Here is a 23036-nt window from a genome sequence, read left to right as displayed (position 1 = left end):
AAATCTCGAAAACGAGGAAAAGCGTCGAATGTTGTGACGGTTTTTGTCTAGGGAATCGCTTCTCATCCAAAAAATCCGCTTGACTGTATTGCCGCAACACAGCGCAACGTAAGGGGTGTCCGATAACGGGCGCCCCTTTTTAAGCGGCAACATGGCTGCGAATTCGGAGCGCCCCCAACAAGAAAGGTGGGGAGATGGAAGCGGAAAAGAAGGCGTTTAAGATCACCAAGCGCGAAATTGGCTTTGTGCTGGGTATCGTTGTCTTTTTGCTGGTGAAGTTTCTTCCTTTGGCGGAGCTGAGCTCGACGGTCGAGCTCACGGTCGGCGGTCAGACCTGTCTGGCACTGACGCTCGCCACGGTGGTGTTCTGGGCATGCGGCGTGGCACAGCCGGGCTTTGTGGGCCTGCTCTACTGCGCACTGCTCGTCCTGTTCAAGGTGTGCGTGGACGACACGGGCGCCGCGAGCGTCTCGGCGACGGTCGCCTCCACGTTTAGCTCGTGGACCAAGGCCACCATGTGGCTCGTCATCGGCGCCTACCTCATCGCCAGCGCGGTCAAGGAGTCGGGCCTGGGCGAGCGCATCGCCTACGCGTTCATGCTCAAGTTCGTGCGCGACGCCAAGTCGCTCATCATCTCGATCTTCGCGCTCACCTTTGTGCTGTCGCTGCTGATCCCGCATCCGTTCCCCCGCGCCTTCCTCATCCTCGCCGTCGTCTCGGTCATTGCCGAGTCCGCCGGCTACGGTGACGACGACAAGGGCAAGCTCGGCTTCCTCGTGTTTGCCGCTGCCGCCCCGGGTTCCATGTTCTTCCTGACGGGCGACTCCACGCTTAACCCGCTCGTTGCGCAGTACAGTGCCGAGGCCGGCGGCATGAGCCCGTCCTTCGTCGACTGGTTCCTGTACATGAGCGTGCCTATGCTGGTTGCGCTGCTGTGCACCCTGTTCCTGGGCCTTTTCCTCTTTAAGCCCAGCAAGGAGCTCGTCTACGATCGCGAGCAGATCGTGGCCAAGCAGGCCGCGCTCGGCAAGCTCTCCGTCAAGGAGATCCGCACCATCGTGTGGCTTGTCATCGCCATCGCGCTGTGGCTCACCGTCTCGGGCGACTATATCGGCTGGGTCACCCTGGCCATTGGCGTTGCTCTCGCCATGCCCATCATCGGCGAAGTCCTCACTCCCGCCAGCTGGAACGCTGTCGACATCAAGTCCCTCATGTTCCTGACGGCCGCCATGGCCGTGGGCTCCGTGGGCGGTGCCACCGGCATGAACGCCTGGATCGCCGACGTCGTGCTCCCCAGCTCCGTGCCCGAGAACATCTTCCTGTTCGCCCTGCTCGTCGCTGCGCTTTCCATGATCATCCACATGTTCATGGGCTCGGTCATGGCCGTGCTCGGCGTGTGCGTGCCGGCATTTATCAGCTTTGCCGCCGGCTCCAGCGTGAGCCCGCTCGCCGTGGCGCTCATCGTCTTCACGTCCATCAACATCCACTACATCCTGCCGTTCCATAACCTGCCGATCCTTATCGGCGAAGGCAAGGACGCCGGCGGCTACACCTCCAAAGAGGCTATGCGCATGGGCATCCCCCTCACCGCGGTCGTCTTTGTCGTCGTGCTGGTCGAGGCCGCCTGGTTCCACCTCTTTGGCCTGATGTAAGCGGTCGAGCGCCCCGGCTGTAAGCAGCCAAGCGCTTGAACTTCGAGTGGTCGAGCGCTCCATTTGTGAGCGCCGCGGCCCCATTACGTTACCCCGTCCGGCGGCACCCCGTCGCCGGACACTCTCCCGAAAGGAGTACGCCATGTCCACTACCGATGCTTCCCAGATCCACGATCTGCGTTCCGCGCTCGACTTTTTGCGTGAGATGCCGGGCCAGCTGCTCGAGACCGACACCCAGGTCGATCCCGATGCCGAGGTCTCGGGCGTCTACCGTCACGTCGGTGCTGGCGGCACCGTCATGCGCCCGACCAAAGAGGGTCCGGCGATGGTCTTCAACAACGTCAAGGGCTTTGACGACGCCAAGGTCTGCATCGGTATGCTTGCCAGCCGCAAGCGCGTTGCCGCCCTGCTCGACCTGGACGAGGAGCACCTGGGCCTCGAGATCGGCAAGCGCTTCGAGAACCTGATCGCCCCCGAGCAGATCGCCGAGGGCAAGCACGTCGACTGCCAGGAGGTCGTGTACAAGGCGACCGACGAGGGCTTTGACCTGCGCAAGATCGTTCCCGCTCCCACCAACACGCCCGTTGACGGCGGCCCCTACATCACCATGGGCCTCGCCTATGGCACGAGCCCCGATGGCACCCAGTCCGACGTAACCATCCACCGCTTCTCCTGCGTCGACAAGGACAAGCTCGCCATGTGGATCACCCCGGGCAGCCGTCACCTGGGTGCGTTCTTTGACGAGTACTGCCAGCGCGGCGAGGATATGCCCATCTCCATCTCCATCGGCCTGGACCCCGCCGTGTACATGTGCTGCGGCTTCGAGGCTCCCACCACGCCGCTCGGCTTCAACGAGCTGCAGATCGCCGGCGCCCTGCGCGGCCGCGCCGTCGAGCTTGCCGACTGCGTCACCGTTCCGCAGAAGTGCATTGCCAATGCCGAGTACGTGCTCGAGGGCTACCTCATGCACGACGAGACCATCAACGAGGATGTCAACGGCCACGGCTACGCCATGCCCGAGTTCCCCGGCTACACCGGTGGCGCCAAGGTCTGCCCGGTGATCAAGATCACCGCCGTCACCACGCGCGTCAACCCCATTATGGAGAGCTGCATCGGCCCTTCGCACGAGCACGTGTCCATGGCTGGTATCCCCACCGAGGCCTCCATCTACAAGATGGTCGAGACCGCTATCCCGGGCCGCCTGCTCAACGTTCACGCCGCTCCCTGCGGTGGCGGCAAGTTCGTTGCCATCATGCAGTTCAAGAAGTCGAGCAAAAATGACGAGGGCCGTCAGCGCAACGCCGCCATGCTCGCCTTCTCGGCGTTCTCCGAGCTCAAGCACGTCATCCTTGTCGACGAGGATGTCGACATCTTCGATATGAGCGACGTGATGTGGGCCATGACCACGCGCTTCCAGGCCGACGTGGACCTCATCACCATCCCCGGTTGCCACTGCCACGTGCTCGATCCGTCCAACGACCCCGCGTTCGATCCTTCGATCCGCGAGCACGGTATCGCCTGCAAGGCCATCTTCGACTGCACGGTTCCGTTTAACCTCAAGAAGAACTTCATCCGCTCGCAGTTCATGGAGATCGATGAAGAGAAGTGGGCCGCCGAGCTCGCCTTCTAGTAAGTAGCCCTACCAAGTAGTTAAGGAGTTGTCATGCCTGAGTCTTCTGTTCGTCCCCGTCGCATTGTCGTTGGCGTGTCTGGCGCCAGCGGTGCGGCACTGGGCCTTGAATGCCTCAAATGCCTGCGCCAGGCCGGCGCTGAGTCGGCGCTTGTCGTCACGCGCGGGGGAGAGATCACCATCGAGCAGGAGCTCGGCATGACGCTCGACGAGTTTGCGTGCTATGCCGATGTGGTCTACGACAACAAGAACATTGGCGCTGCCATCGCAAGCGGCACCTATCCGGTCGACGGCATGATCGTGGCTCCCTGCTCCATGAAGACGCTCGCCGGCATCGCGAGCGGCTACAGCGAAAACCTGTTGCTGCGTGCGGCCGATGTGCAGATGAAAGAGCAGCGCCGCCTGGTGCTTATGGTGCGCGAGACGCCCTTCAGTGCGATCCATGTCGACAACATGGCACGCCTGGCGCGCGTGCCGGGCGTCATGCTCATGCCGCCCATGCTCACGTTTTACAACGGCCCCGCCACGCTCGATGAGGCGGTGCATCACATCGCCGCCAAGGCACTCGAGGCCGTCGGCGTGTCGTGCGCCAACTATAAGCGCTGGTCATAGGCATCTTTAGGGTAGGATACGAGTAGTGTTTGAGCCCGCTGCCCCTGTGGGCGGCGGGCTTTTCGTGTCAAAGGGTGTGTCGGGAGGACCTATGCAGACGGGTATGTATGCGATTAGCGAGATGGCGAGCTTGTTTAACGTTTCGCGCCAAACGCTCATCTACTACGACAAGATCGGTCTGTTTAAACCCGCCGTGGTTAACGAAAAAGGCTACCGTTTCTATTCGCCCACGCAGATCCCGCTCATGCGTCTGATCTGCATGCTGCGCGACTTGGGACTGGAACTCGATGAGATCGATCGCCTGACCTCGACGTTCGACATTGGAGAGATGACCGATCACCTGCGCTCGCGGGTGCAGGCGCTCGACGAGCAGATTGCCGGGCTCAAAGCCGAGCGCGCGAGCGTGCAGGAGCGGCTGAGTTTTTACGACGAGGCGGTCTATTGGCGCGAGCGCGAGGGCAAACCGGAGCTCAAGCAATTCGAGCGCCGCTACGTGGTCTTTGAGGAGTTCCCGAGCGATATCGAGCGTGGCCGCTCGATGCTGCACCCCACGCTCATGCGGGCGATTCTGCGCATGCGTGCGCTCACGGGCACACGCCCCATGCGCGGTTGGGGCGCCATGCTGCGTCGCGAGGCGCTGCATTCCGACGACCCCATCGCCGGTGCCGGTTCCTTTGCCGTGTTGCCGCGTGGTGCCGAGGAAATACTGCCGAGCGATCTTGCCGAGCTGGCGGAGATTGGCGTCGAGGTGCTGCCCGAGGGCACGTACCTGTGCATGAGTCGCTGGGGCATGCCGTACGAGCCCGAGGGTATCCGCGCCATCGTGGCCTGCATGGACAGGCACGCGCTCCAGCCCATCGGCAATGCTTTCGATTTTTGCTACCTGGACACCACGAGCTACGACGAGTCTCACCAAGAGGACTTCTGCTGTATCCAAATCCCCGTCGCCCTCAAATAACTTGCGGTGAAATAGTCCCTAAATAGCTCGAGTGGGCGTGCAAACAGGAACTATTCCACCGCAACTTCGATGCGACAAAGGAGCAGTTCCTTTATCGCATTCCATGCGAGCTCCAGCGCTGTCTGGGGGTATAAGGCTAGCAAGTGTTTATTTGCGAGGCCTAAGGGGCGCCCCGTATGGATATCGATAACTTTGAATGGTGGTATAGCGAGGGCGAGGCTCCGGACGAGGAGTGGGACGAGCCCGCGCCGCGTGACGTGTCGAGCGACGAAGACGAGACCGGTAACGATGCCGTCGAGATGGACGCCGCCTCCGACCCCGTCGAGCCCCTGACCTTTGAACAGGCCTGGGCCCAGGCCGAGGCCGACGAGGCAAAGGCCGATGCCACGGCCACGCTGGGTGAGCCAGCCGACATGTCCATTTCGCCGGCAAAGACCCCGCAACCGCGCCACACCATCGACCCCGGCAGTACGGCATCTTTCAGCATTCTCGACGTGCCCGCGCAAGGCGCCCAGGCGCCAGCGCCCACGCATCGCCCCGACCTGGCTCGTGAGGAAGACGCGGGCCGCCGTTCTCCGCTCGGCCCCATCCTCATCGCCTTCATGGCCGGCGTAATCGCCTGCTCGGCAATCGGCAGCATCTGGGGTCATGTCGAGCAGCAGCGCCAAGACGCCGCCAAGGTCGAGATGTCCGTCGAGCAATCGCTCAGCCGCACGCGCTCGGTGCATGTGTCGGTCGAGGTTAAGGACGGCGCGACGTGGGATACCGCGCGCGGCGACAGCCAAATGCTCGTCCATATCGTGGGCCGCACGCTCAGGGGACAAGCAATCGACGAGTACCAATACGTCAATTCCGAAGGTGACGGTATCGAGCTCAAGCCCGGCGACTACGAGCTCACGGTCGATGAGCCACCCGTCGCCACCGACGGCACGCGTTACCGCGCCTCAAAGCGCATGGTCCCGGTGAGTTTTAATTCACAGGCGCCCGACACGGTCGATAGCACGCCGCAGGGCGGGTTTGACCTTTACGCTATTGCTCAATAACTGCGCCTGCCGCTCAGCCCTGCTGCCAAGAGTGGGACAATAACCCTCGACACTGTTGTTTACTTTTGGAGGAAGTAGCATGTCCACCGTCACTACCATCAAGCGCGGCGGCCTCACCGCGGCCATCGATTCCATGGGCGCCCAGCTCACGAGCCTTGCCCTCAACGGCAATGAGTATCTGTGGCAGGGCGACCCGGCCTTTTGGGGCAAGCACGCGCCCATCCTGTTCCCCATCGTGGGATCGCTGCGCAACAACACGGCGACGTCTGCCGCCGGCACCTGCGAGATGGCGCGCCACGGCATCGCGCGTATCGTGGAGCACAAGATCGTCGAGGTGTCGGAGGACAGTTCGTCCGTTACCTACGAGCTCACCGACACGCCCGAGTCGCTCAAGGCGTTCCCATTCCACTTTAAGCTCAACATGACCTATGCCCTGACCGGCGACGCCACCCTTACGCAGACCTTTGCCGTCACCAACACCGGCGACGTGGACCTGCCGTTCTCGGTGGGCGGCCACCCCGCATTTAACGTGCCCGCCCCCGGCGCCGAGGACGAGGCGTTCGAGGATTACGAGCTGGCGTTTACCGAGGCTTGGACTAACGAGGCCCCCGTCATCACGCCCGATGGCCTTATGACGTTCGAGGGTAGCTACAAGGCCCCCGATAACTCGGACGTGCTGCCCATCACGCACCGCAGCTTCGATAACGACGCCATCATGTTCACCGATACCCCGGGCTCCACGCTCACGCTGCGCGGCCGCAAGTCGGGCCACGGCGTCAAGATCGACTTTGAAGGCTTTAAGTACATCGGCGTGTGGTCCGCCGCCAACGACGCTCCGTTTGTGGCGCTCGAGCCTTGGACCGGTCACACCACCATGTCCACCGAGGACGACGTCTTTGAGCACAAGGTCAACACCATCACCTTGGCCCCCGGCGCTACCGATAAACGCAGCTTTAGCGTCACCTTGCTCTAGAGGTTCCGCCGCTCGGTCGATGCTGCGTGCCGTCCAGAGCGATAATTTGTCATTCAAAAGGCAAGGCATAGACCTTCTGGTCATGCCTTGTCTTTTTCATGCCACTTGTTCGCTCTGGACGTCGCTCGCCGGCATTGCCAAAACATCGACGTCCCCAATGACTACCATGTGTCTATTAATTTTTCGAGCTTGTGCTGCACTGCTGGTCGCTGGCGTATATCCTGTTAAGTCGTCAGCATACGATTCAACAGGGAAGGCAGATTATGCATTCTCCCCAACAGCGCGGCATGCAGGCCCAGCCGGTGTGCAGTCGTCGCATCTTTTTGGGTAGCGCTCTCGCTGCGAGCGCTTCCGTCGTCGCCGGCGCGCTCGCCGGCTGTCAGCGCCCGTCCACGCTCAAGGTGGTTCAGCCCACGACGGGCGGCGGTCGCGACGACCTGTCCGATTCCGTGATTGGCAAGGACAAGATCCGCATTGGTATGGAGGCGGCCTACGCCCCGTACAACTGGCAGGTTTCCGAGGCCAGCGAGTTCACCATCCCCATCGATAACGTGCAGGGCGCCTACGCCGATGGCTACGACGTGCAGATCGCCAAGATCGTCTGCAAGGCCCTCGGCGGCGAGCCCGTTGCCGTCAAACAGAGCTTCTCGGGTCTCATCGATTCGCTCAACAACGGCCAGATCGACCTCATCATCGCCGGTATGAGCGCCACGCCCGAGCGTGAGGAGTCGGTCGGCTTCTCCGATCCGTACTTTATCGGCTACTTTGGCCTGTTCGTAAAAGAGGGCTCGCCCTACCAAAACGCCACCAAGCTCAGCGACTTTAGCGGCGCCACGGTGCTCGGCCAAAAGGACACCATGCTCGATACCGTCATCGACGAGATCCCGGGCGTTGTGCACAAAAACCCGGTCGATTCGGTCCCCACGGTGTTCTCGAATCTGCTGCAGGGCACGTGCGACGCCGTGACCTACAACACCGAGAACGAGAAGGGCTATATGGCTCAAAACCCGGGCATCGTCCCTATTCATTTTGCCGAGGGCGAGGGCTTTAAGCAGGAGGTCGCGGCAAACGTCGGCTGTCGCAAGGGCTCGGACAAACTGCTTAAACTCATCGACAAGACACTCAAGGGCATTAGCCAAGAGGAACGCGACCAAATGTGGGACGCGTGCCTCGACCGTCAGCCGGCATAGGGAGGCAGCATGAAAACCATCAATCGTCTGGCCTCCTTTATCAAGGCCGACCACCGTTATGTATATCTGGGCACGAGCGTCATTGCGGCGCTCGGCCTGGCGTTTAGCCAGCGCAATCCCACACCGCTGAGCTTCTTAGCCCCCACCGGTATCTTCCAGGATTGCCTATGGGCGATTCTTTGGGCCTGGATTGTCGTGTCGGCGGCGGCGCTCGTCACCAAGCTTATGCACTGGAGCGACTATCGCGAAAAGTCGCCGTTCGCATCCGAGCGTTTCCGCCACGGCGCGCGCCTGGGCAGCTATGTCGTGGTCGCCATCGCGGCGATCTTTTTCGTGGACCGTTGCGTCATGTCGTTTATCGACCTGGTGCAGGTGAGCATTGTCTCGGATTCCAACCCTAGCGACTTTTTGTCGAGCCTGGTCTACATGACCTACAAGAGTGGCGACTTCTTCATCCGCGGTATCGAGATCACCATTGCGCTCGCGACCTTCGGCACCGTCATTGCATTCTTCCTGGCGCTGCTCTTTGTGTTCCTGCGTATTCAGACCTTCGATCGCGTGGACAACGACCTGGTGCGCTTCTTTAAGAGTATCGGCCGCGGCTTTGCGACCATCTACTCCACCATCGTGCGCGGCACGCCCATGATGGTCCAGGGCCTGCTCATCTATTACGCGGGCTTCACCGTTTTGCGTGGCATGGGCTTTGAGACCGCCCAGGCCAACCAGATTTGGAGCACCTTCACCGCCGGCCTCGTCACCATCTCGCTCAACTCCACCGCCTACATGATGGAGGTCCTGCGCGGCGGCATCGAGTCCATCGATACCGGCCAGGCCGAGGCAGCGCGCTCGCTGGGTCTTTCGCAGTGGCAGGCCATGCGCAAAGTCGTGTTCCCCCAGGGCATTAAAAATGCGATTCCGGCGCTCACCAACGAGCTCATCATCAACATCAAGGATTCGTCGGTGCTTTCGGTCATCGGCGTGTTCGACCTTATGTACGCTACTACCACGGTCGCCGGCGTGTACTACCGCCAGATGGAGGTCTACTGCGTGGCGCTTGTGGTCTACCTGATCCTGACGCTCGTGGCGAGCCGCCTGCTCGAGGCCTTTGGCAAAAAACTCGGTGCCGGGGCTCCGGCAACGCTGCCCAGCTCCAACTAGGCTCAAGACGAGGAGAATCATCATGGCAGATACCGCCACTACCGGCACCGCGGCCGCCGCACAGACCAATGAGCCGCTCATTCGCGTCGAGGGCCTGCGCAAGAGCTTCGGCTCGCTCGAGGTGCTCAAAGGCATCGACCTGTCCGTCAAATCAGGCGAGGTCGTCACCATCATCGGTGCCTCGGGCTCGGGCAAGTCGACCTTCCTGCGCTGCCTCAACCTGCTCGAGACCCCGGACGCGGGCCACATCTGGTTCCACGGCCAGGACCTTACGGCCGAACGCTGCAATATCAATAAACTCCGCGAGGACATCGGCATGGTGTTCCAGGGCTTTAACCTGTTCAACAACATGGATGTGCTCGACAACTGCACGCTCGCGCCCGTCACGCTCAAAAAGATGAGCAAGGCCGAGGCCGAGAAGGTCGCGATGGAGCATCTGACGAGCGTGGGACTCGAAAAGTTCGCGCACGCCGCCGTGGGCCGCCTGTCCGGTGGTCAAAAACAGCGCGTGGCCATCGCTCGTGCCCTGTGCATGAATCCGCAGATCATGCTGTTCGACGAGCCGACCTCCGCGCTCGACCCCGAGATCGTGGGAGAGGTGCTCGAGGTCATGCGCAAGCTCGCTGCCGACGGCATGACCATGGTTGTCGTCACGCACGAGATGGCCTTTGCCCGCACCGTGTCCGATCGCGTGGTCTTTATGGACAAGGGCGTGGTGCTCGAGGACGCCGCGCCGGCCGAGCTCTTCGGCAATCCCAAGCACCAGCGCACCCGCGAGTTCCTCTCGCGTTATCTCGAGGACAAATAACCGACCGCAAACGCTTACGTGGCAGGGCCGCTCCGGTGGGGCGGCCCTCGTCATCACAGTCGAAAGGATGTCATGGCCGAGGTTTGGCGCTTCTTTGCGCATGAGGACGATTTTGCTGATTTGGACGAAACTGGCGCGTGCGAGCGCTTGGGCCGCGTGCTGTCATTTCCGACCATCTCGAGTATGGATGCCGAGGCGGTGGACTGGCAGCCGTTCGACGACCTGCGCGCCTATATGCAGCAGGCGTGGCCGCGCGTGTTCGCGGCGGGCGAGGTCGACCTTATCGACCATTCGCTATTGGTGACGCTTAGCGGTTCCGACCCTGACCTCAAGCCCATTATGCTCATGGGCCACATGGACGTGGTTCCCGTGGTGCCGGGTACCGAGGCCGACTGGACGCACGACCCCTTTAGCGGGCACGTGGACGACACCTACATCTGGGGTCGTGGCGCTATCGACATGAAAGACCAGGTCGCAGGCATTCTCGAGGCGGTTGAGTATGCGCTGGCGCACGGCTGGGAGCACGAGCGCACCCTGCTGCTCGCCTTTGGCCAGGACGAGGAAACCACGCAGTACGGCGCGGGAGCGATCGGTCGTGTGCTCGAGGAGCGCGGTATTGAACTTGAATACCTGATCGACGAGGGCGACTACCGCATCGTTTCGGATGCCGAGTATGGCGCGGGCGAGGGCTGGCTTATGCATGCCGACCTCGCGGAGAAGGGCTATGCCGATATCGTGCTCAAGACGAAGAGTGAAGGCGGGCATTCGTCTAACCCCTACGGCGGCACATCGCTCGAGATGCTCAGTCGTGCCATCACCGCAATCTGCGATATCGAGTGGCCGCCGCGCGTGACCGACTTGCTTGCCGCCCAACTCGTCGAGTTGGGGCTCTACACGGCCGATGAAATTGCCGCCAACGGGGATGCCATTGTCTGCGATTGCCTCGCCAGCAAAAAGCTCTATCCGCTGGTGACGACCACCTGCGCACCCACGCAGATCGAGGGTGGCAGCACCGGCGCCAACGTAATGCCGCAGGATATGTGGGCCAACATCAACTTCCGCATGCTCGAGGGCACGAGCGTGGCCGACGTTGTGGCGCGCTGCCGTGAGGCGGTTGCCGGGGCGGACCTTGCCGGTCGTGTCGAAGTGGAGCTGGGCCCCGGTAGCTCCGAACCCTCGCCGTCCCCGCGCATCGGTGGTCCCGGCCTCGAGGCGGTTCGCTCCATTGCCGCCCGCTATTTCCGTGATCCAAAGGGGACGGAGGAAAACGGATCATTCGAGCCGGTAGCAATTGTGCCCTCGACCGTAATCGGTGCGACCGACGCTGCCAACTACCAGCACATTTGCCCTGAGTGCATTCGCTTCTCGGCCTTTGTGGTTGATGACGACGAGTGTGAGTGCGGTGTCCACGGCACTAACGAGCGCATTACCCGCCGCGCCTACCTCCAGGGTATCCGCTTTTTCATCGCTCTGCTTCAAACGCTCTAGAATGTGACAAAGCGACAGTCCCTTTGTTAGCCGTTGGGCGTTCTTAAACGACTAGTCGTTAAGGAGCGTCCCCAACGGCTACGTCCACTCATTCCGTGCGGGTTATATGCAGGTTTGTCTGCGCACGCTATCATGTATGGGTTAGACCGCAACTATGTACCCCACACGCGAAGGGATGCGCATGTATCTGAAGATCGACATGTTCTAGCTGGGCTTACCCCCGCAGTGGCGCCATGCGCCCCATCAACTCTGCCGATTTTCATCTTCACGCATATAAAGGAGTCCTGCCATGCGCGACAAGCTCGAAAAGATCATCAAGGCCTACGAGGAGCTCGAGAAGAAGCTGTCCGACCCGGCCGTCGCCTCCGACATCAAGGAGTTCACGCGTCTCAACAAGGAGTACGCGCACCAGTCCGACCTCATTGCTGCCTCGCGCGAGTACATCGGCGCGCTCGACGACATCGAGGCTGCCAAGGAAATGCTCCACGATACCACCGACGCCGATGAGAAGGAGATGCTCCAGATGGACATCTCCGAAAACGAGGCTAAGCTTCCCCAGCTCGAGGAAGATATCAAGTACATGCTCATCCCGAGCGACCCCAACGACGACAAGAATACCATCGTCGAGATCCGCTCTGCCGCCGGTGGCGACGAGGCGGCCATCTTCGCCGGCGACCTGTACAAGATGTACCAGCGCTTTTGCGAGTCTCGCGGCTGGAAGACCACCGTGCTCGATTCCAGTCCCAGCGAGGCCGGCGGCTTTAAGTCCATCGAGTTCAAGGTCGAGGGTGACCGCGTCTACTCCGTCATGAAGTTCGAGTCCGGCGTGCACCGTGTCCAGCGCGTTCCCAAGACCGAGTCCCAGGGCCGCATCCAGACCTCCACGGCAACCGTCGCCGTGCTTCCCGAGGCCGAGGAGATTGACGTCCAGATCAACCAGTCCGACCTGCGCATCGATACTTACTGCGCTTCGGGCCCTGGCGGTCAGTGCGTTAACACCACCTACTCCGCCGTGCGTATCACCCACCTGCCCACCAACACCGTGGTGCAGTCGCAGGAGCAGCGCTCCCAGATCCAGAACCGCGAGGTCTGCATGCAGATGCTGCGCGCCCGTCTGTACGAGATGGAGCTCGAGAAGCAGCAGGCAGAGCTTGGTGCCGAGCGCCAAAGCCAGATCGGCCACGGCAACCGTTCCGAGAAGATCCGTACCTACAACCAGCCCCAGGACCGCGTGACCGACCACCGCATCGGTTTCAACTCCACCTACAACGGCGTCCTTCTGGGCGACCAGCTCGGCACCGTGATCGAGGCGCTCGCCGCCGCCGAGCGAGCCGAGAAGCTGGCACAGGCTGTTTAGGTTACGCGGTTTTACCAAACCGCGTAACGGCTCGACGCTGCAAACGCCCCTAAGCGGCAATCTGACGTTCAATCGTCGGTCGCGTACCGAAGTACGCTTCCCTCCTCTTTCACGTCACCTTGCTCGCTTAGGGGCGTTTTCGCTGACTTATGCTCAACCTGCGGCGCCTTAGAGGTGGTCATTGGGGACGTTCTTAAACGACTAGGTTGGGCTTATTGCTTTGAGATGTTATTCAATCGTCTTTGATAGACTTCAAGCTGTCTACCTGCTGAAAGCAATTAACGGTATGCATCTGCAATTGAAAATATTGCTTGAAAAATCGTCCAAGAAGTCGCGGGGTGATTTTTGACGCGTTGCGCGTCAAGTGATGTGGCAAGCGTTTGGTTAGATATTGGTTAGTTTTGGGGCAACCTTGCCAAAAGCTTGACGAATGCAAATCTAGACGTCGGCGAATGAACACTTTGAGCGAGCCCGGTGCAAAATTCTGGGCTGATTCTCGATAATCGCCTTCAATCGTCTCTTGCCAAGCGCTGGCCTCGCGTACAATCTGCTCCGACATTCGCGCGCCGCCCGGCGCTTAAGAGGGGAGGACCCCATGGCAAACGAGATCTGGACCATCAAGCGTTGTCTCGAGTGGACCAAGGAGTACCTGGCCGAGCGCGGCGAGGAACACCCCCGACTTTCTGCCGAGTGGCTGCTGTGCGCAGCCACGGGTCTGGCGCGCATTGACTTATATATGCGTATGGACGAGACGCTCGATGCGGCGCAGCTCGAGACCATGCACGCGGCGGTCGTCCGCCGCGCCAAGGGCGAGCCGCTGCAGTACATCACCGGCAGCACGCAGTTCCGCATGATCGACGTCGCGTGCGCCCCCGGCGTACTCATTCCGCGTCCCGAGACCGAGATGCTCGTCGAGGAAGTCCTCAATTATCTGGATGCCGAGGTGCTGAGCCCCGAGGCTGCCGCCCGTCAGCGCGTTGAGCTGCCCTGGAACGACGAGGTCGAGCAAGCGCGCAAAGTCGAAGCCGCATTGGCCGACGAGCGAGCGACGGCCGAGCGCCGTGCCGCTAACCTCACGGCTGCCGATGAGGCTGCGCTGGGTGGCGACGTACTGGGCAGCCGTGCCTATGCCGAGGAACTGGCCGACCGCGAGGCCGAGGAAGCCGCCACGCAGATAGCAGAAGCCGAAGCCGCGGAAGCCGCCGAGCCCGAGCTCGACGAATACGGCATCGCCATCGAAGGCGCCGACCACGAGGCGTCTCTGACGGAGGATGCCGCCGCGCCCGCTCCGGTCGAGCCCCGTATCGCCCGCGTTCTCGAGGTCGGCTGCGGCACGGGCTGCATCTCGCTTTCCCTTGCCTGGGAGCGCCGCGGCCATGTCACCTGCACCGCTACCGATATCGAACCGCGTGCCATTGACCTGGCCACCAAAAACCGCGACGCGCTCGGGCTTACGTCCGATGAGGTCGCCTTCAGCCTCACAAACCTGGTGAGCTCTATCCCCCGCGAGGAATGGGGCACCTTCGACGTGCTCGTCTCCAACCCGCCTTACATTCCGACTGACGTCATGCGCTCGCTGCCGCACGAGGTCAAGGACTTCGAGCCCGATTTAGCGCTCGAGGGCGGCGCCGACGGCCTCGATATCTTCCGCCGCCTGCTCAATGCGGCGCCCTATATGCTGCGCGCCGGCGGCCTGTTTGCCTGCGAGCTCTACGAGGGCGCCCTCGATGCCGCGGCCGAGCTCTGTCGCCAGGCGGGTCTCTCGGACGTGCGCATCGTCCGCGACCTCACCGATCGTCCCCGCATCGTCCGAGCCATCGTCACCGAGCCCAAACAGCGCCAGTAATATTTATTAACTGGTTAGCAAAAATTATAAATTAGTTTATAATTAGGACGGCTGAAAGAGGTCGGCCCATGCAACCTCCTACCTTTCGGGAAATCATTGCCCTACTCAAGCACGATGGATTCGTGGAGGTCGCGCAAGTCGGTAGTCATGCTAAGCATGTTTCTGGTGACCGTGTTGTCACCGCGAACGGCTCTGGTGGTGATCGACCAAAGAAGGGCACGTGGGCAAGTATTCGTCGCCAAGCTGGATGGTAGCTGGAGGCAAAATGAGGCAGCGATTTACCTATGACTGCGTTCTCATAAAAGAAGACGACGGTTACTGCGCTAGCTTCCCGCAGATTCCTGGCACCTTTGCCGATGGCGACACGCGCGAAGAAGCGATTGCCCATGCCACCGAGGCACTGATGGCGTTTTTGGCCGACGACCTCAACAACGGTTTGACTCCGGCAGGGTACGAACGCTCGGCCGAGGTCGTGGCCCTTTCAGTCGAAATCGACCACGATGACGCTCGGGAAGCGGCGTGCCGAACATTTAAAGACGCAGCGCTGGACCTCAAAGTCTCCGCTTCGCGGATTACCGCGCTGGTCAAAGCAGGAAAGCTCGATGTTGAACTCGTCGACGGCCGTCGGATGATAACGATAGACAGCATCGAGCGCTACGCCGCCCAAGAACGCCACGCCGGCAGGCCAAAGAAGTTCGTCGCAGTCCAATAACCCCCTCACTTTCACCGACTACTAGAGCCGCTCACCAAACCAACATGCGCTCTGGGCAAATAGGTTGAACGTTTCGTGCGAGAATGCCCCACAGTAAATAAACTTGCACCAGAGCGTAAGGGGCTGGCATACACATGCAGACGGTCTATCGGGTATTCGAGGGAACGCGTGAGCCGCATCGGCTCGCCGTCGAGCGTACGGCCGAGCTACTCGGTCGCGGTGGCCTGGCGCTTATTCCAACCGAGACGGTCTACGGTGTCGCCGTGGCAGTCAACGTCTTCTCGGATGCCGTTCCACAAGATACAAGTGAACCTCTGCCGTGGCCGCGCGATCCGCAGGTCACCGTCAACGGCGCCGCGGTCCCCGCACTCGGTACCGGCTATCGTCGTATCTTTACCCTCAAGCAGCGCGAGCTCACGCAAACGGTCGCCTGGCTGGTTGATGATGCCGAGGCACTCGATCGCTATGGCGTGGATATCCCTCATGAGGCCCGCGTGCTCGCCCGACGATGCTGGCCGGGTGCCCTGACTATCGTGGTCAAGGCGGCCCCCTGCGTGCCGACCTTTATGCGCGCCGCCGACGACACGGTGGCACTTCGCGCTTCGGCCTCGCCCGTGGTGCAAGCGCTCATCCGCGCCTGCGGCAGCCCTCTTGCCTGCACCAGCGCCAATACGCATGGCACGCCCGCGCCGGCAAGCTTTGCCGACGTTGAGGACCGTATTCTGGAGGGGGTTGATCTGGCCGTCGACGCGGGCGAGACCCCGTGCCGCGACGCTTCGACCATCGTGACGTTTAAGCATGGCGAGCTTCAGATCCTGCGCCAAGGCGCACTTCCCGCATCAGAGATCGAGCGGGTTCTGTCCGACCCGATGCAATAGAAAGGTGTAAGCGATGTCGTTGAATCTGGGCAGCCTGGGCATGGAAGATGCCTCGTTTAACTTTGGCGGTTCCTACATCATGGCGCTCGACTGCGGCACCACCTCGGTGCTCGCGACCATCGTCGACGAGTACGGCTGCATTGTCGCCCAGGCACGTCGTAGCGTCAAAACCAGCTTCCCGCGCCCCGGCTGGGTGGAGCAGGATCCCACGGAGGTGCTTGCCAGCCAGATCGGCGTGATGATGGAGGTCCAGTTTAAGAGCGGCATCCATTCCGATCGCATCGCCGCCATCGGTATCTCCAACCAGCGCGAGACCACGGTGGTGTGGGACCGCGTGAGTGGCCAGCCTATCTACAACGCCATCGTGTGGCAGTGTCGCCGCACCGCCTCGACAATCGATAAACTGGCCGAGCAGGGCCGCGAGGAGCTGGTGCGTTCCCGCACCGGCCTTACGCTCGACCCGTATTTCTCGGCCTCCAAGGTGCAGTGGATTCTCGACAACGTCGACGGCGCGCGCGAGAGCGCGGCAGCGGGCGACCTCATGTTTGGCACCATCGATACCTGGCTCATCTATAACCTCACCGGCGGCCAAACCTTCGCCACCGACTACACCAACGCCAGCCGCACGGCGCTCTTCAATATTCATACGCTGGACTGGGACGATGACCTGCTGGCTCTCTTCGACATCCCGCGTGCCATGATGCCCGAGGTCCGTTGGAGCGCCGGTGACTACGGCCGCGTAGCGAGCGACATCATGACCAACATGCCGCCCATCATGGGTGTGGCGGGCGACCAGCAGGCGTCGCTGTTCGGTCACTGCTGCTTCCATCCCGGCCAGACCAAAAACACCTATGGCACGGGCTGCTTTATGCTCATGAATACCGGCGACGAGATCGTCGAATCCAAGAATGGCCTGGTCTCCACCATCGGTATCGCTGCGGACGGCAAGGTCAGCTATGCGCTCGAGGGCTCTATTTTTGCCGCCGGCTCAACGATGAACTGGCTGCGCGACAACATGGGCGTTATCTCCAACGTATCCGAATCGGCACGGCTCGCCTCCTCGATCGGCGATAACGAGGGATGCTACTTTGTCCCCGCTTTTGCGGGCTTGGGTGCACCTTGGTGGGACGCGCACGCCCGCGGCATCGTATGCGGTCTGACTGGAGCTTCGACTCGAGCGACCATCGTGCGCGCCGCTTGCGAGTCCATGGCCTATCAGAGCTATGACGTGCTGCGTGCCATGGAGCAGGATGTGGGTCTTTCGATTGAGCGCCTGTCCGTCGATGGCGGTGCCTCGCGCAACGAGTTCATCATGCAGTTCCAGGCAGACTTGCTGGATATCCCTGTACTGCAATGCGAGACGGTGGAGACCACGGCAATCGGTGCCGCGTACTTGGCGGGTCTTGCGGTTGGGTATTGGGAGGATCTGGAGGAGCTGGAGCAAAACGCCCAGATCGTCAAGACGTTCCATCCCCATATGTCCGTTGAGCGTCGCGAGCGCAACCTGGACGGTTGGCACGATGCGGTCAGGCGTTCGCTCAGCACCACTCAGTAGGGTTGTGACGGAGCGTTCGATACAACAAACCGCTAAACTTATGCATGGCGGGCGGCGGCAACATCGCTGTGCGTCATGTCAGCAAGGTCGTTTTGCGGCCGCAACGAAAGGGGCAATCAACCCATGACCGTTACCTACGATGCGTCCCGCGTGACGCTTGTCGACCATCCGCTCGTCCAGCACAAGTTGTCGATCCTGCGCGATAAGTCGACCGGCACCAACCAGTTCCGCCAGCTCGTGCGCGAGCTCGCGCTTTTTGACGGCTACGAGGCCATGCGCGACCTGCCCATGGAGGATGTCGAAGTCGAGACTCCCATCACCACTGCCACGTTTAAGCAGCTTGCCGGCAAGAAGCTCGCCATCGTCCCCATTCTGCGCGCGGGCCTTGGCATGGTCGACGGCATCCTCGACCTGGTGCCCTCTGCCCGCGTGGGCCACATTGGCATGGAGCGCGACGAGGTCACCCACGAGCCGCATGAGTATTACTGCAAGATGCCCAGGGATATCGACCAACGTATCTGCCTGGTCGTCGATCCCATGCTCGCCACGGGCGGTTCTGCCGAGATGGCTATCGGCTATCTGCGCGAGCGCGGTGTCAAGGACATTCGCATGCTGTGCATCGTCGCGGCCCCCGAGGGCCTCAAGTCGCTGACCGAGAAAGACCCCGACGTGCATATCTATACCTGCGCCATTGACGACCACCTCAACGAGGCCGCCTACATCGTCCCCGGCCTGGGCGATGCCGGCGACCGCATCTACGGCACGCTGTAGTCTCTGGGCCAAACCGGCTAACGTCGAAAATACGAAGAAACGGTGCGCGCGGACAAATAAAAGGCGACCGCGCTCACCCCTGTTAACGGACGTTTCGCCCCGCAGGGTACGGAAAAACGCGTTACCGTACCTGCGGCATAAAGAAGGTCTTAAGAAAACGAACAGGTGCGTACTAACCGATGCTTTTTCGGTTGTACTTTAGCGATTGGCTCGTACAATAGTCACCAATGTTTGGCGGGAACTGTTCTGTGAAGCGTTAAAAAGGAAAGTGAGGACGCCAGTGTTTCAGGTAGCCGATCTGCTCGCTATCGTTGCGGGCGCCATCGCGGGCGCAATCGCCTTTCTTCCCTTTGTTTTTACGCTCAAGCCGGTTCTTGACGATAAGCAGAATGCGGACATGCTCAAGGGCATGGTGAGTCTGGCGGTCTCGGCAATCGCCCTGCTCGTCTTTACCTTGGTTGTGTTTGCGTTGTTCGGAGAGGCATTTCGCATGTTCCTTCTGGGCGAGGCGATCGGCTTCGTGGCCTTTATGGCCGCCTGCACGGTTCGTGTCGCCAAGGCGCTGCGAGATCCTCATGAGGTCGAAAGGTAAGTCGTGGAAATTTTTGAAAAGCTGCCTGATGAGATTAATCATCTGGTCAGCGAGTTCAGCTCCACCCCCGTCGTGGGCGATCTAAGCTGCGGCATCACGCAGTACTCGTTTTGGCTGATCGTCTCCACGATCGTGCTCCTGATCGTCCTGGCCGTGTTCAAGAAGAAGCAGACCTTGGTTCCCAAGGGCTTCTTCGTCAACGGTTTCGAGTACATCATCGAGTACGTCGAGAACGATATCGGCAAGGGCGTCGTGGGTGAGAACTGGAAGAAGCACTTCCCGTTCCTGTGCTCGCTTTTCCTGTTCATCCTGATCAATAACATGATCGGCCTGATTCCGGGAATGAAGCCCGGCACCGGCGCAATCGGCTCCACCGCCGCGCTCGCCATCTTCGCCTTCGTGTACTTCATCTACTACGGATGCAAGGCTCACGGCGTGATCGGCTACATCAAGAGCCTCGCCCCGCAGGGCGTGAGCTTCCCGATGAACGTGCTTGTGTGGGTCGTCGAGCTTTTCTCGACCTTCCTGCGCCTCATCACGCTCGCCGTCCGTCTGTTCTGCAACATGTTCGCAGGACACGTGGTCATGGGCTCGTTCGCCATCATGGCGAGCATGTTCATGCAGCCGCTGCTTCAGCAGGTTTCCGCGGCCCACGCCGTCGGTGCCCTGCCTTCGCTGGCCTGGCTTGCCATCCTCATCCTGATCTATGCGATCGAGCTTGTGGTCGGCGCCATCCAGGCTTACGTCTTCACGGTCCTTACCGCCGTGTACGTCTCCGAGGCAGAGGAGGTCGCGGAGGAGGAGTAGTCTTCCGTTCGCGCCTTAAAGGTAAGGCAATTCGTTAAACCGCCGGTGCCCGTACCCATGGAGCCCGGCAGTTATAAATAAGGTTATCCTGCGTGAAATAAGACACGCACGACAAAGGAGGAATCGTGGGAGTTATCGGTTACGGTCTCGGTGTTATCGGCGCTGGTCTTGCTATCGGCCTGTCTGCTCTGGGTGCTACGGGTGCTATGGCCCGTCAGCCTGAGGTCCAGGGCCGCGTGTTCACCGTCTTCATCATGGGCTCCGCCTTCGGCGAGGCTCTGGCTCTGATCGGCTTCGTTGTCGCGCTGATCGTTAAATAGCACGGAGCGTCAAGTATGAATCTTTCATCCCAGAAGAGCGCGATCGCACTCTCCGCGTCCGCGGCCGCGCTGCTCATGCCGGTTTCCGCGTTCGCCGAGGACGGCGCTGCCGGTGCGGACATCCTCATCCCTAAGATGGCGGAGTTCATCCCGGCGCTTATCGCCTTCCTGATTATCTGGATCGTGCTGGCCAAGGTCGCCCTGCCGGGCATCATGAAAACCATGGAGGAGCGCGGCAAGAAGATCGAGGAGAGCCTCGACGAGGCCGAGAAGACCAAGCAGGAGGCTATCGCCAAGCGCGCTGAGTCCGACTCGATCGTCACCGACGCCCGTCGTCAGGCTGCCGACATCGTTCTCGAGGCCCGTAAGGACGCCGAGTCCGAGCGCGCCCGTATCATCGAGGCTGCTCACAAGGAGGCCGAGGAGATCATCGCCAAGGCCCATACGACCGTCGAGGACGAGCGCAAGTCCATCTACGCCGGTGCCGCGAGCTCCATCGCCGACCTGTCCGTTGCCGTCGCCACCAAGATCGTGGGCGAGGCACTCGAGGACGAGACCGAGCAGAAGAAGCTCATCGAGCGCTACATCCAGGAAGCAGGTAGCCTGAATGCCGACTAGCCGCTATCAGGACAAGGTGCTCGAGACTTACGCGCGCTCCCTTCTGGAAGCCGCTAAGGCCGAGAACCATGTGTTCGAGGACCTCGAGATGATCGAGCGCCTGGCTTCCGCCAGCCCCGAGATCATCGCCGTGCTCGACACCATGTCCAAGCGCGACCAGCTCGACCTTCTTCCCAAGGTGGCAGCTGCCTTTAAGTATGTTGCCGAGGAAGACGAGGATGTAGTGGGCGTGACCGTCACCACGGCGATCCCGCTCGACGACGAGCTGCGTCAAACCATCACTAAGAAATGCGAGCAGGACTTCGGTCGCAAGGTATTCCTTATCGAGCAGGTCGACCCGTCTATCGTGGGCGGCCTGGTGCTCGAGGCCCGCGGCGAGCGTCGTGACATTTCCGTCAAGACGCAGCTGCGCGTTGCGCAGGAGACCCTCGCAAACTCTGCTAATTCGTACGGAGGTGAAGCCTAATGTCCGAAACCCTCAATGCCCAGGATATCGCCAAGAAACTGCAGGAGCAGCTCACGAGCCTCTCCGCGACGGTCGATACGCATGAGGTTTCAACGGTCGACGAGGTAGGCGACGGCATCGCGCGCGTCACCGGCCTCAAGAGCGCCATGGCAGGCGAGCTTCTGGAGTTCAAGAGCTCCGATACCGGTGAGACCGTCTTCGGCCTTGCCCAGAACCTTGACCGTGACGAGGTCGGCGCCGTTCTGTTTGGTGCCGTCGACTCCATCAAGGAAGGCGACGAGTGCCGCACCACTGGCCGCATTATGGATATCCCCGTGAGCCGTGCCATGCTCGGCCGCGTCGTCAATCCGCTCGGCCAGCCTATCGACGGTTTGGGTGACATTGTCGCCACGCACCGTCGTCCTATCGAGTTTAAGGCCCCCGGCGTCATCGACCGTACCCCGGTGTGCGAGCCGGTTCAGACCGGTCTGTTGGCCATCGACTCCATGGTGCCTATCGGCCGTGGTCAGCGTGAGCTCATCATCGGCGACCGTAAGACCGGTAAGACCGCCATTGCCATCGACGCTATCCTCAATCAGCGCGGCAAGGGCATGGTCTGCATCTATGTCGCCATCGGCCAGAAGGCCTCCACGGTTGCCAACATCCGCGAGACCCTCGCTCAGCACGGTGCGCTCGAGTACACCATCATCGTTTCGGCAACCGCTGCCGATTCCGCCCCTATGCAGTACATCGCGCCTATGGCCGGTGCCGCTATCGGCGAGTTCTTCATGTACAACGGCGAGGACGGCAAGCCCGCCAGCGAGACCAACCCCGGCGGCCACGTGCTCGTCATCTACGACGACCTGTCCAAGCAGGCTGTGGCCTACCGTCAGATGTCGCTGACGCTGCATCGTCCGCCCGGACGCGAGGCCTATCCTGGCGACATCTTCTACCTGCACTCTCGTCTGCTCGAGCGTGCCGTCAAGATGTCCAAGAAGAACGGTTACGGCTCCATGACGGCTCTGCCGATCATCGAGACCCAGGACGGCGACGTCTCGGCCTACATTCCGACCAACGTCATTTCCATTACCGATGGTCAGATCTACCTGCAGTCCGAGCTCTTCTTCCAGGGCCAGCGCCCGGCAGTCGACGTGGGTATCTCCGTGTCCCGCGTCGGTGGCGACGCACAGACCAAGGCCATGAAGCAGGTTGCCGGCAATCTTCGTCTTGACCTCGCTTCGTACCAGGAGCTCGCCGGCTTTACGCAGTTCGGCTCCGACCTCGACGAGGCCACGCAAAAGCAGCTTACCCACGGCGCTCGCATGACTGAGCTCCTTAAGCAGCCGCGCTACAAGCCGTTTGAGGTTGGCGAGCAGATTGCAGTTCTGTTTGCAGGCAACGAGGGCTTCCTGGACGACCTGGAGATCGCCGACGTGCTGCCTTTCCGCGCTGAGCTTATCGAGTACCTGGACAACGGCTTTGGCTCGCTGCTCGATAAGGTTCGCGCCAAGAAGATCGACGATGACACCAAGGCTGAGCTTCTGCGCGTTATCGGTGACTTCAAGCAGCAGTTCATGGCCAAGCACCATGCCGATACGACTGGATCAGAGGAGAACTAAGCCC

At 61.1% G+C, this 23036-nt stretch carries 24 protein-coding genes; 23 read left to right on the top strand and 1 reads right to left on the bottom strand.

Annotation, left to right across the window (positions count from 1 at the left end):
* The first annotated feature begins 194 nt into the window (after window positions 1-194).
* From ACGHEN_RS10225 to prfA, 11 genes are all read left to right on the top strand, one after another.
* A complete protein-coding gene (locus ACGHEN_RS10225; RefSeq protein ID WP_390399212.1) occupies window positions 195-1652 on the top strand; it encodes an SLC13 family permease in 1458 nt (485 codons plus the stop codon).
* A 142-nt stretch (window positions 1653-1794) separates the two neighbouring features.
* Window positions 1795-3282 (top strand): UbiD family decarboxylase, encoded by a 1488-nt coding sequence (locus ACGHEN_RS10220; RefSeq protein ID WP_055286310.1) that lies wholly within the window; start codon window positions 1795-1797, stop codon window positions 3280-3282.
* Window positions 3283-3315: 33 nt separating this feature from the next.
* Window positions 3316-3894 (top strand): UbiX family flavin prenyltransferase, encoded by a 579-nt coding sequence (locus ACGHEN_RS10215; protein ID WP_055286312.1) that lies wholly within the window; start codon window positions 3316-3318, stop codon window positions 3892-3894.
* 91 nt (window positions 3895-3985) lie between these two features.
* Window positions 3986-4852, top strand: coding sequence for a MerR family transcriptional regulator (locus ACGHEN_RS10210; protein WP_390399209.1), 867 nt, complete (start codon window positions 3986-3988; stop codon window positions 4850-4852).
* A gap of 176 nt (window positions 4853-5028) precedes the next feature.
* Window positions 5029-5895, top strand: a complete 867-nt coding sequence (locus ACGHEN_RS10205) for a hypothetical protein (protein WP_390399206.1) — start codon at window positions 5029-5031, stop codon at window positions 5893-5895.
* A 79-nt stretch (window positions 5896-5974) separates the two neighbouring features.
* Complete coding sequence (locus ACGHEN_RS10200; RefSeq protein WP_329739056.1) at window positions 5975-6868, top strand: aldose 1-epimerase family protein; 894 nt, start codon at window positions 5975-5977, stop codon at window positions 6866-6868.
* Between the two features lie 263 nt (window positions 6869-7131).
* On the top strand, window positions 7132-8058 hold the full coding sequence (locus tag ACGHEN_RS10195; protein WP_390399203.1) for a transporter substrate-binding domain-containing protein: 927 nt from the start codon (window positions 7132-7134) through the stop codon (window positions 8056-8058).
* Between the two features lie 9 nt (window positions 8059-8067).
* Window positions 8068-9216: an amino acid ABC transporter permease gene (locus tag ACGHEN_RS10190; protein ID WP_390399201.1), complete on the top strand. Its 1149-nt coding sequence runs from the start codon at window positions 8068-8070 to the stop codon at window positions 9214-9216.
* 22 nt (window positions 9217-9238) lie between these two features.
* Entirely contained in the window at window positions 9239-10024 is a 786-nt protein-coding gene (locus ACGHEN_RS10185) for an amino acid ABC transporter ATP-binding protein (protein WP_390399198.1), read from the top strand.
* 72 nt (window positions 10025-10096) lie between these two features.
* Entirely contained in the window at window positions 10097-11512 is a 1416-nt protein-coding gene (locus ACGHEN_RS10180) for a M20/M25/M40 family metallo-hydrolase (RefSeq protein ID WP_390399196.1), read from the top strand.
* Between the two features lie 289 nt (window positions 11513-11801).
* Window positions 11802-12869, top strand: coding sequence for a peptide chain release factor 1 (prfA, locus tag ACGHEN_RS10175; protein ID WP_055252487.1), 1068 nt, complete (start codon window positions 11802-11804; stop codon window positions 12867-12869).
* A 232-nt stretch (window positions 12870-13101) separates the two neighbouring features.
* Here prfA and ACGHEN_RS10170 read toward each other — a convergent pair whose 3' ends face one another.
* On the bottom strand, window positions 13102-13428 hold the full coding sequence (locus ACGHEN_RS10170) for a hypothetical protein (RefSeq protein ID WP_349125219.1): 327 nt from the start codon (window positions 13426-13428) through the stop codon (window positions 13102-13104).
* Window positions 13429-13464: 36 nt separating this feature from the next.
* On the opposite strand from ACGHEN_RS10170, the gene ACGHEN_RS10165 reads away from it, so the two are divergent.
* From ACGHEN_RS10165 to atpA, 12 genes are all read left to right on the top strand, one after another.
* Window positions 13465-14715 (top strand): N5-glutamine methyltransferase family protein, encoded by a 1251-nt coding sequence (locus tag ACGHEN_RS10165; RefSeq protein ID WP_390399193.1) that lies wholly within the window; start codon window positions 13465-13467, stop codon window positions 14713-14715.
* A 68-nt stretch (window positions 14716-14783) separates the two neighbouring features.
* Complete coding sequence (locus tag ACGHEN_RS10160) at window positions 14784-14969, top strand: type II toxin-antitoxin system HicA family toxin (RefSeq protein ID WP_390399191.1); 186 nt, start codon at window positions 14784-14786, stop codon at window positions 14967-14969.
* A complete protein-coding gene (locus tag ACGHEN_RS10155; protein WP_390399188.1) occupies window positions 14936-15427 on the top strand; it encodes a type II toxin-antitoxin system HicB family antitoxin in 492 nt (163 codons plus the stop codon). Before ACGHEN_RS10160 ends, ACGHEN_RS10155 begins: the two co-directional genes overlap by 34 nt.
* A 134-nt stretch (window positions 15428-15561) precedes the next feature.
* Window positions 15562-16305, top strand: a complete 744-nt coding sequence (locus ACGHEN_RS10150; RefSeq protein ID WP_390399186.1) for an L-threonylcarbamoyladenylate synthase — start codon at window positions 15562-15564, stop codon at window positions 16303-16305.
* Between the two features lie 13 nt (window positions 16306-16318).
* Window positions 16319-17860, top strand: a complete 1542-nt coding sequence (gene glpK / locus ACGHEN_RS10145) for a glycerol kinase GlpK (RefSeq protein WP_390399184.1) — start codon at window positions 16319-16321, stop codon at window positions 17858-17860.
* Window positions 17861-17983: 123 nt separating this feature from the next.
* On the top strand, window positions 17984-18631 hold the full coding sequence (upp, locus tag ACGHEN_RS10140) for a uracil phosphoribosyltransferase (RefSeq protein WP_390399181.1): 648 nt from the start codon (window positions 17984-17986) through the stop codon (window positions 18629-18631).
* Window positions 18632-18911: 280 nt separating this feature from the next.
* On the top strand, window positions 18912-19223 hold the full coding sequence (locus tag ACGHEN_RS10135; RefSeq protein WP_390399179.1) for a hypothetical protein: 312 nt from the start codon (window positions 18912-18914) through the stop codon (window positions 19221-19223).
* Between the two features lie 3 nt (window positions 19224-19226).
* Window positions 19227-20030, top strand: coding sequence for a F0F1 ATP synthase subunit A (gene atpB, locus ACGHEN_RS10130; protein WP_022094263.1), 804 nt, complete (start codon window positions 19227-19229; stop codon window positions 20028-20030).
* 125 nt (window positions 20031-20155) lie between these two features.
* The gene (locus ACGHEN_RS10125) at window positions 20156-20350 is read left to right on the top strand and encodes an ATP synthase subunit C (RefSeq protein ID WP_022094262.1); all 195 of its coding nucleotides are present in this window, start codon (window positions 20156-20158) and stop codon (window positions 20348-20350) included.
* 15 nt (window positions 20351-20365) lie between these two features.
* Window positions 20366-20968 carry a F0F1 ATP synthase subunit B gene (gene atpF, locus ACGHEN_RS10120; RefSeq protein WP_117716380.1) on the top strand — a complete coding sequence of 201 codons (603 nt, stop codon included), beginning with the start codon at window positions 20366-20368 and terminating at the stop codon, window positions 20966-20968.
* Complete coding sequence (locus ACGHEN_RS10115; RefSeq protein ID WP_099432315.1) at window positions 20958-21434, top strand: FoF1 ATP synthase subunit delta; 477 nt, start codon at window positions 20958-20960, stop codon at window positions 21432-21434. Before atpF ends, ACGHEN_RS10115 begins: the two co-directional genes overlap by 11 nt.
* The gene (gene atpA / locus ACGHEN_RS10110) at window positions 21434-23032 is read left to right on the top strand and encodes a F0F1 ATP synthase subunit alpha (RefSeq protein ID WP_390399174.1); all 1599 of its coding nucleotides are present in this window, start codon (window positions 21434-21436) and stop codon (window positions 23030-23032) included. Before ACGHEN_RS10115 ends, atpA begins: the two co-directional genes overlap by 1 nt.
* Window positions 23033-23036 lie beyond the last annotated feature (4 nt).

This window comes from Collinsella sp. i06-0019-1H4 (genome assembly GCF_042849575.1).
GTDB lineage: Bacteria > Actinomycetota > Coriobacteriia > Coriobacteriales > Coriobacteriaceae > Collinsella.
Note: the sequence above shows the minus strand (reverse complement) of the source record. Positions and strands in the feature narration are given on the sequence as shown.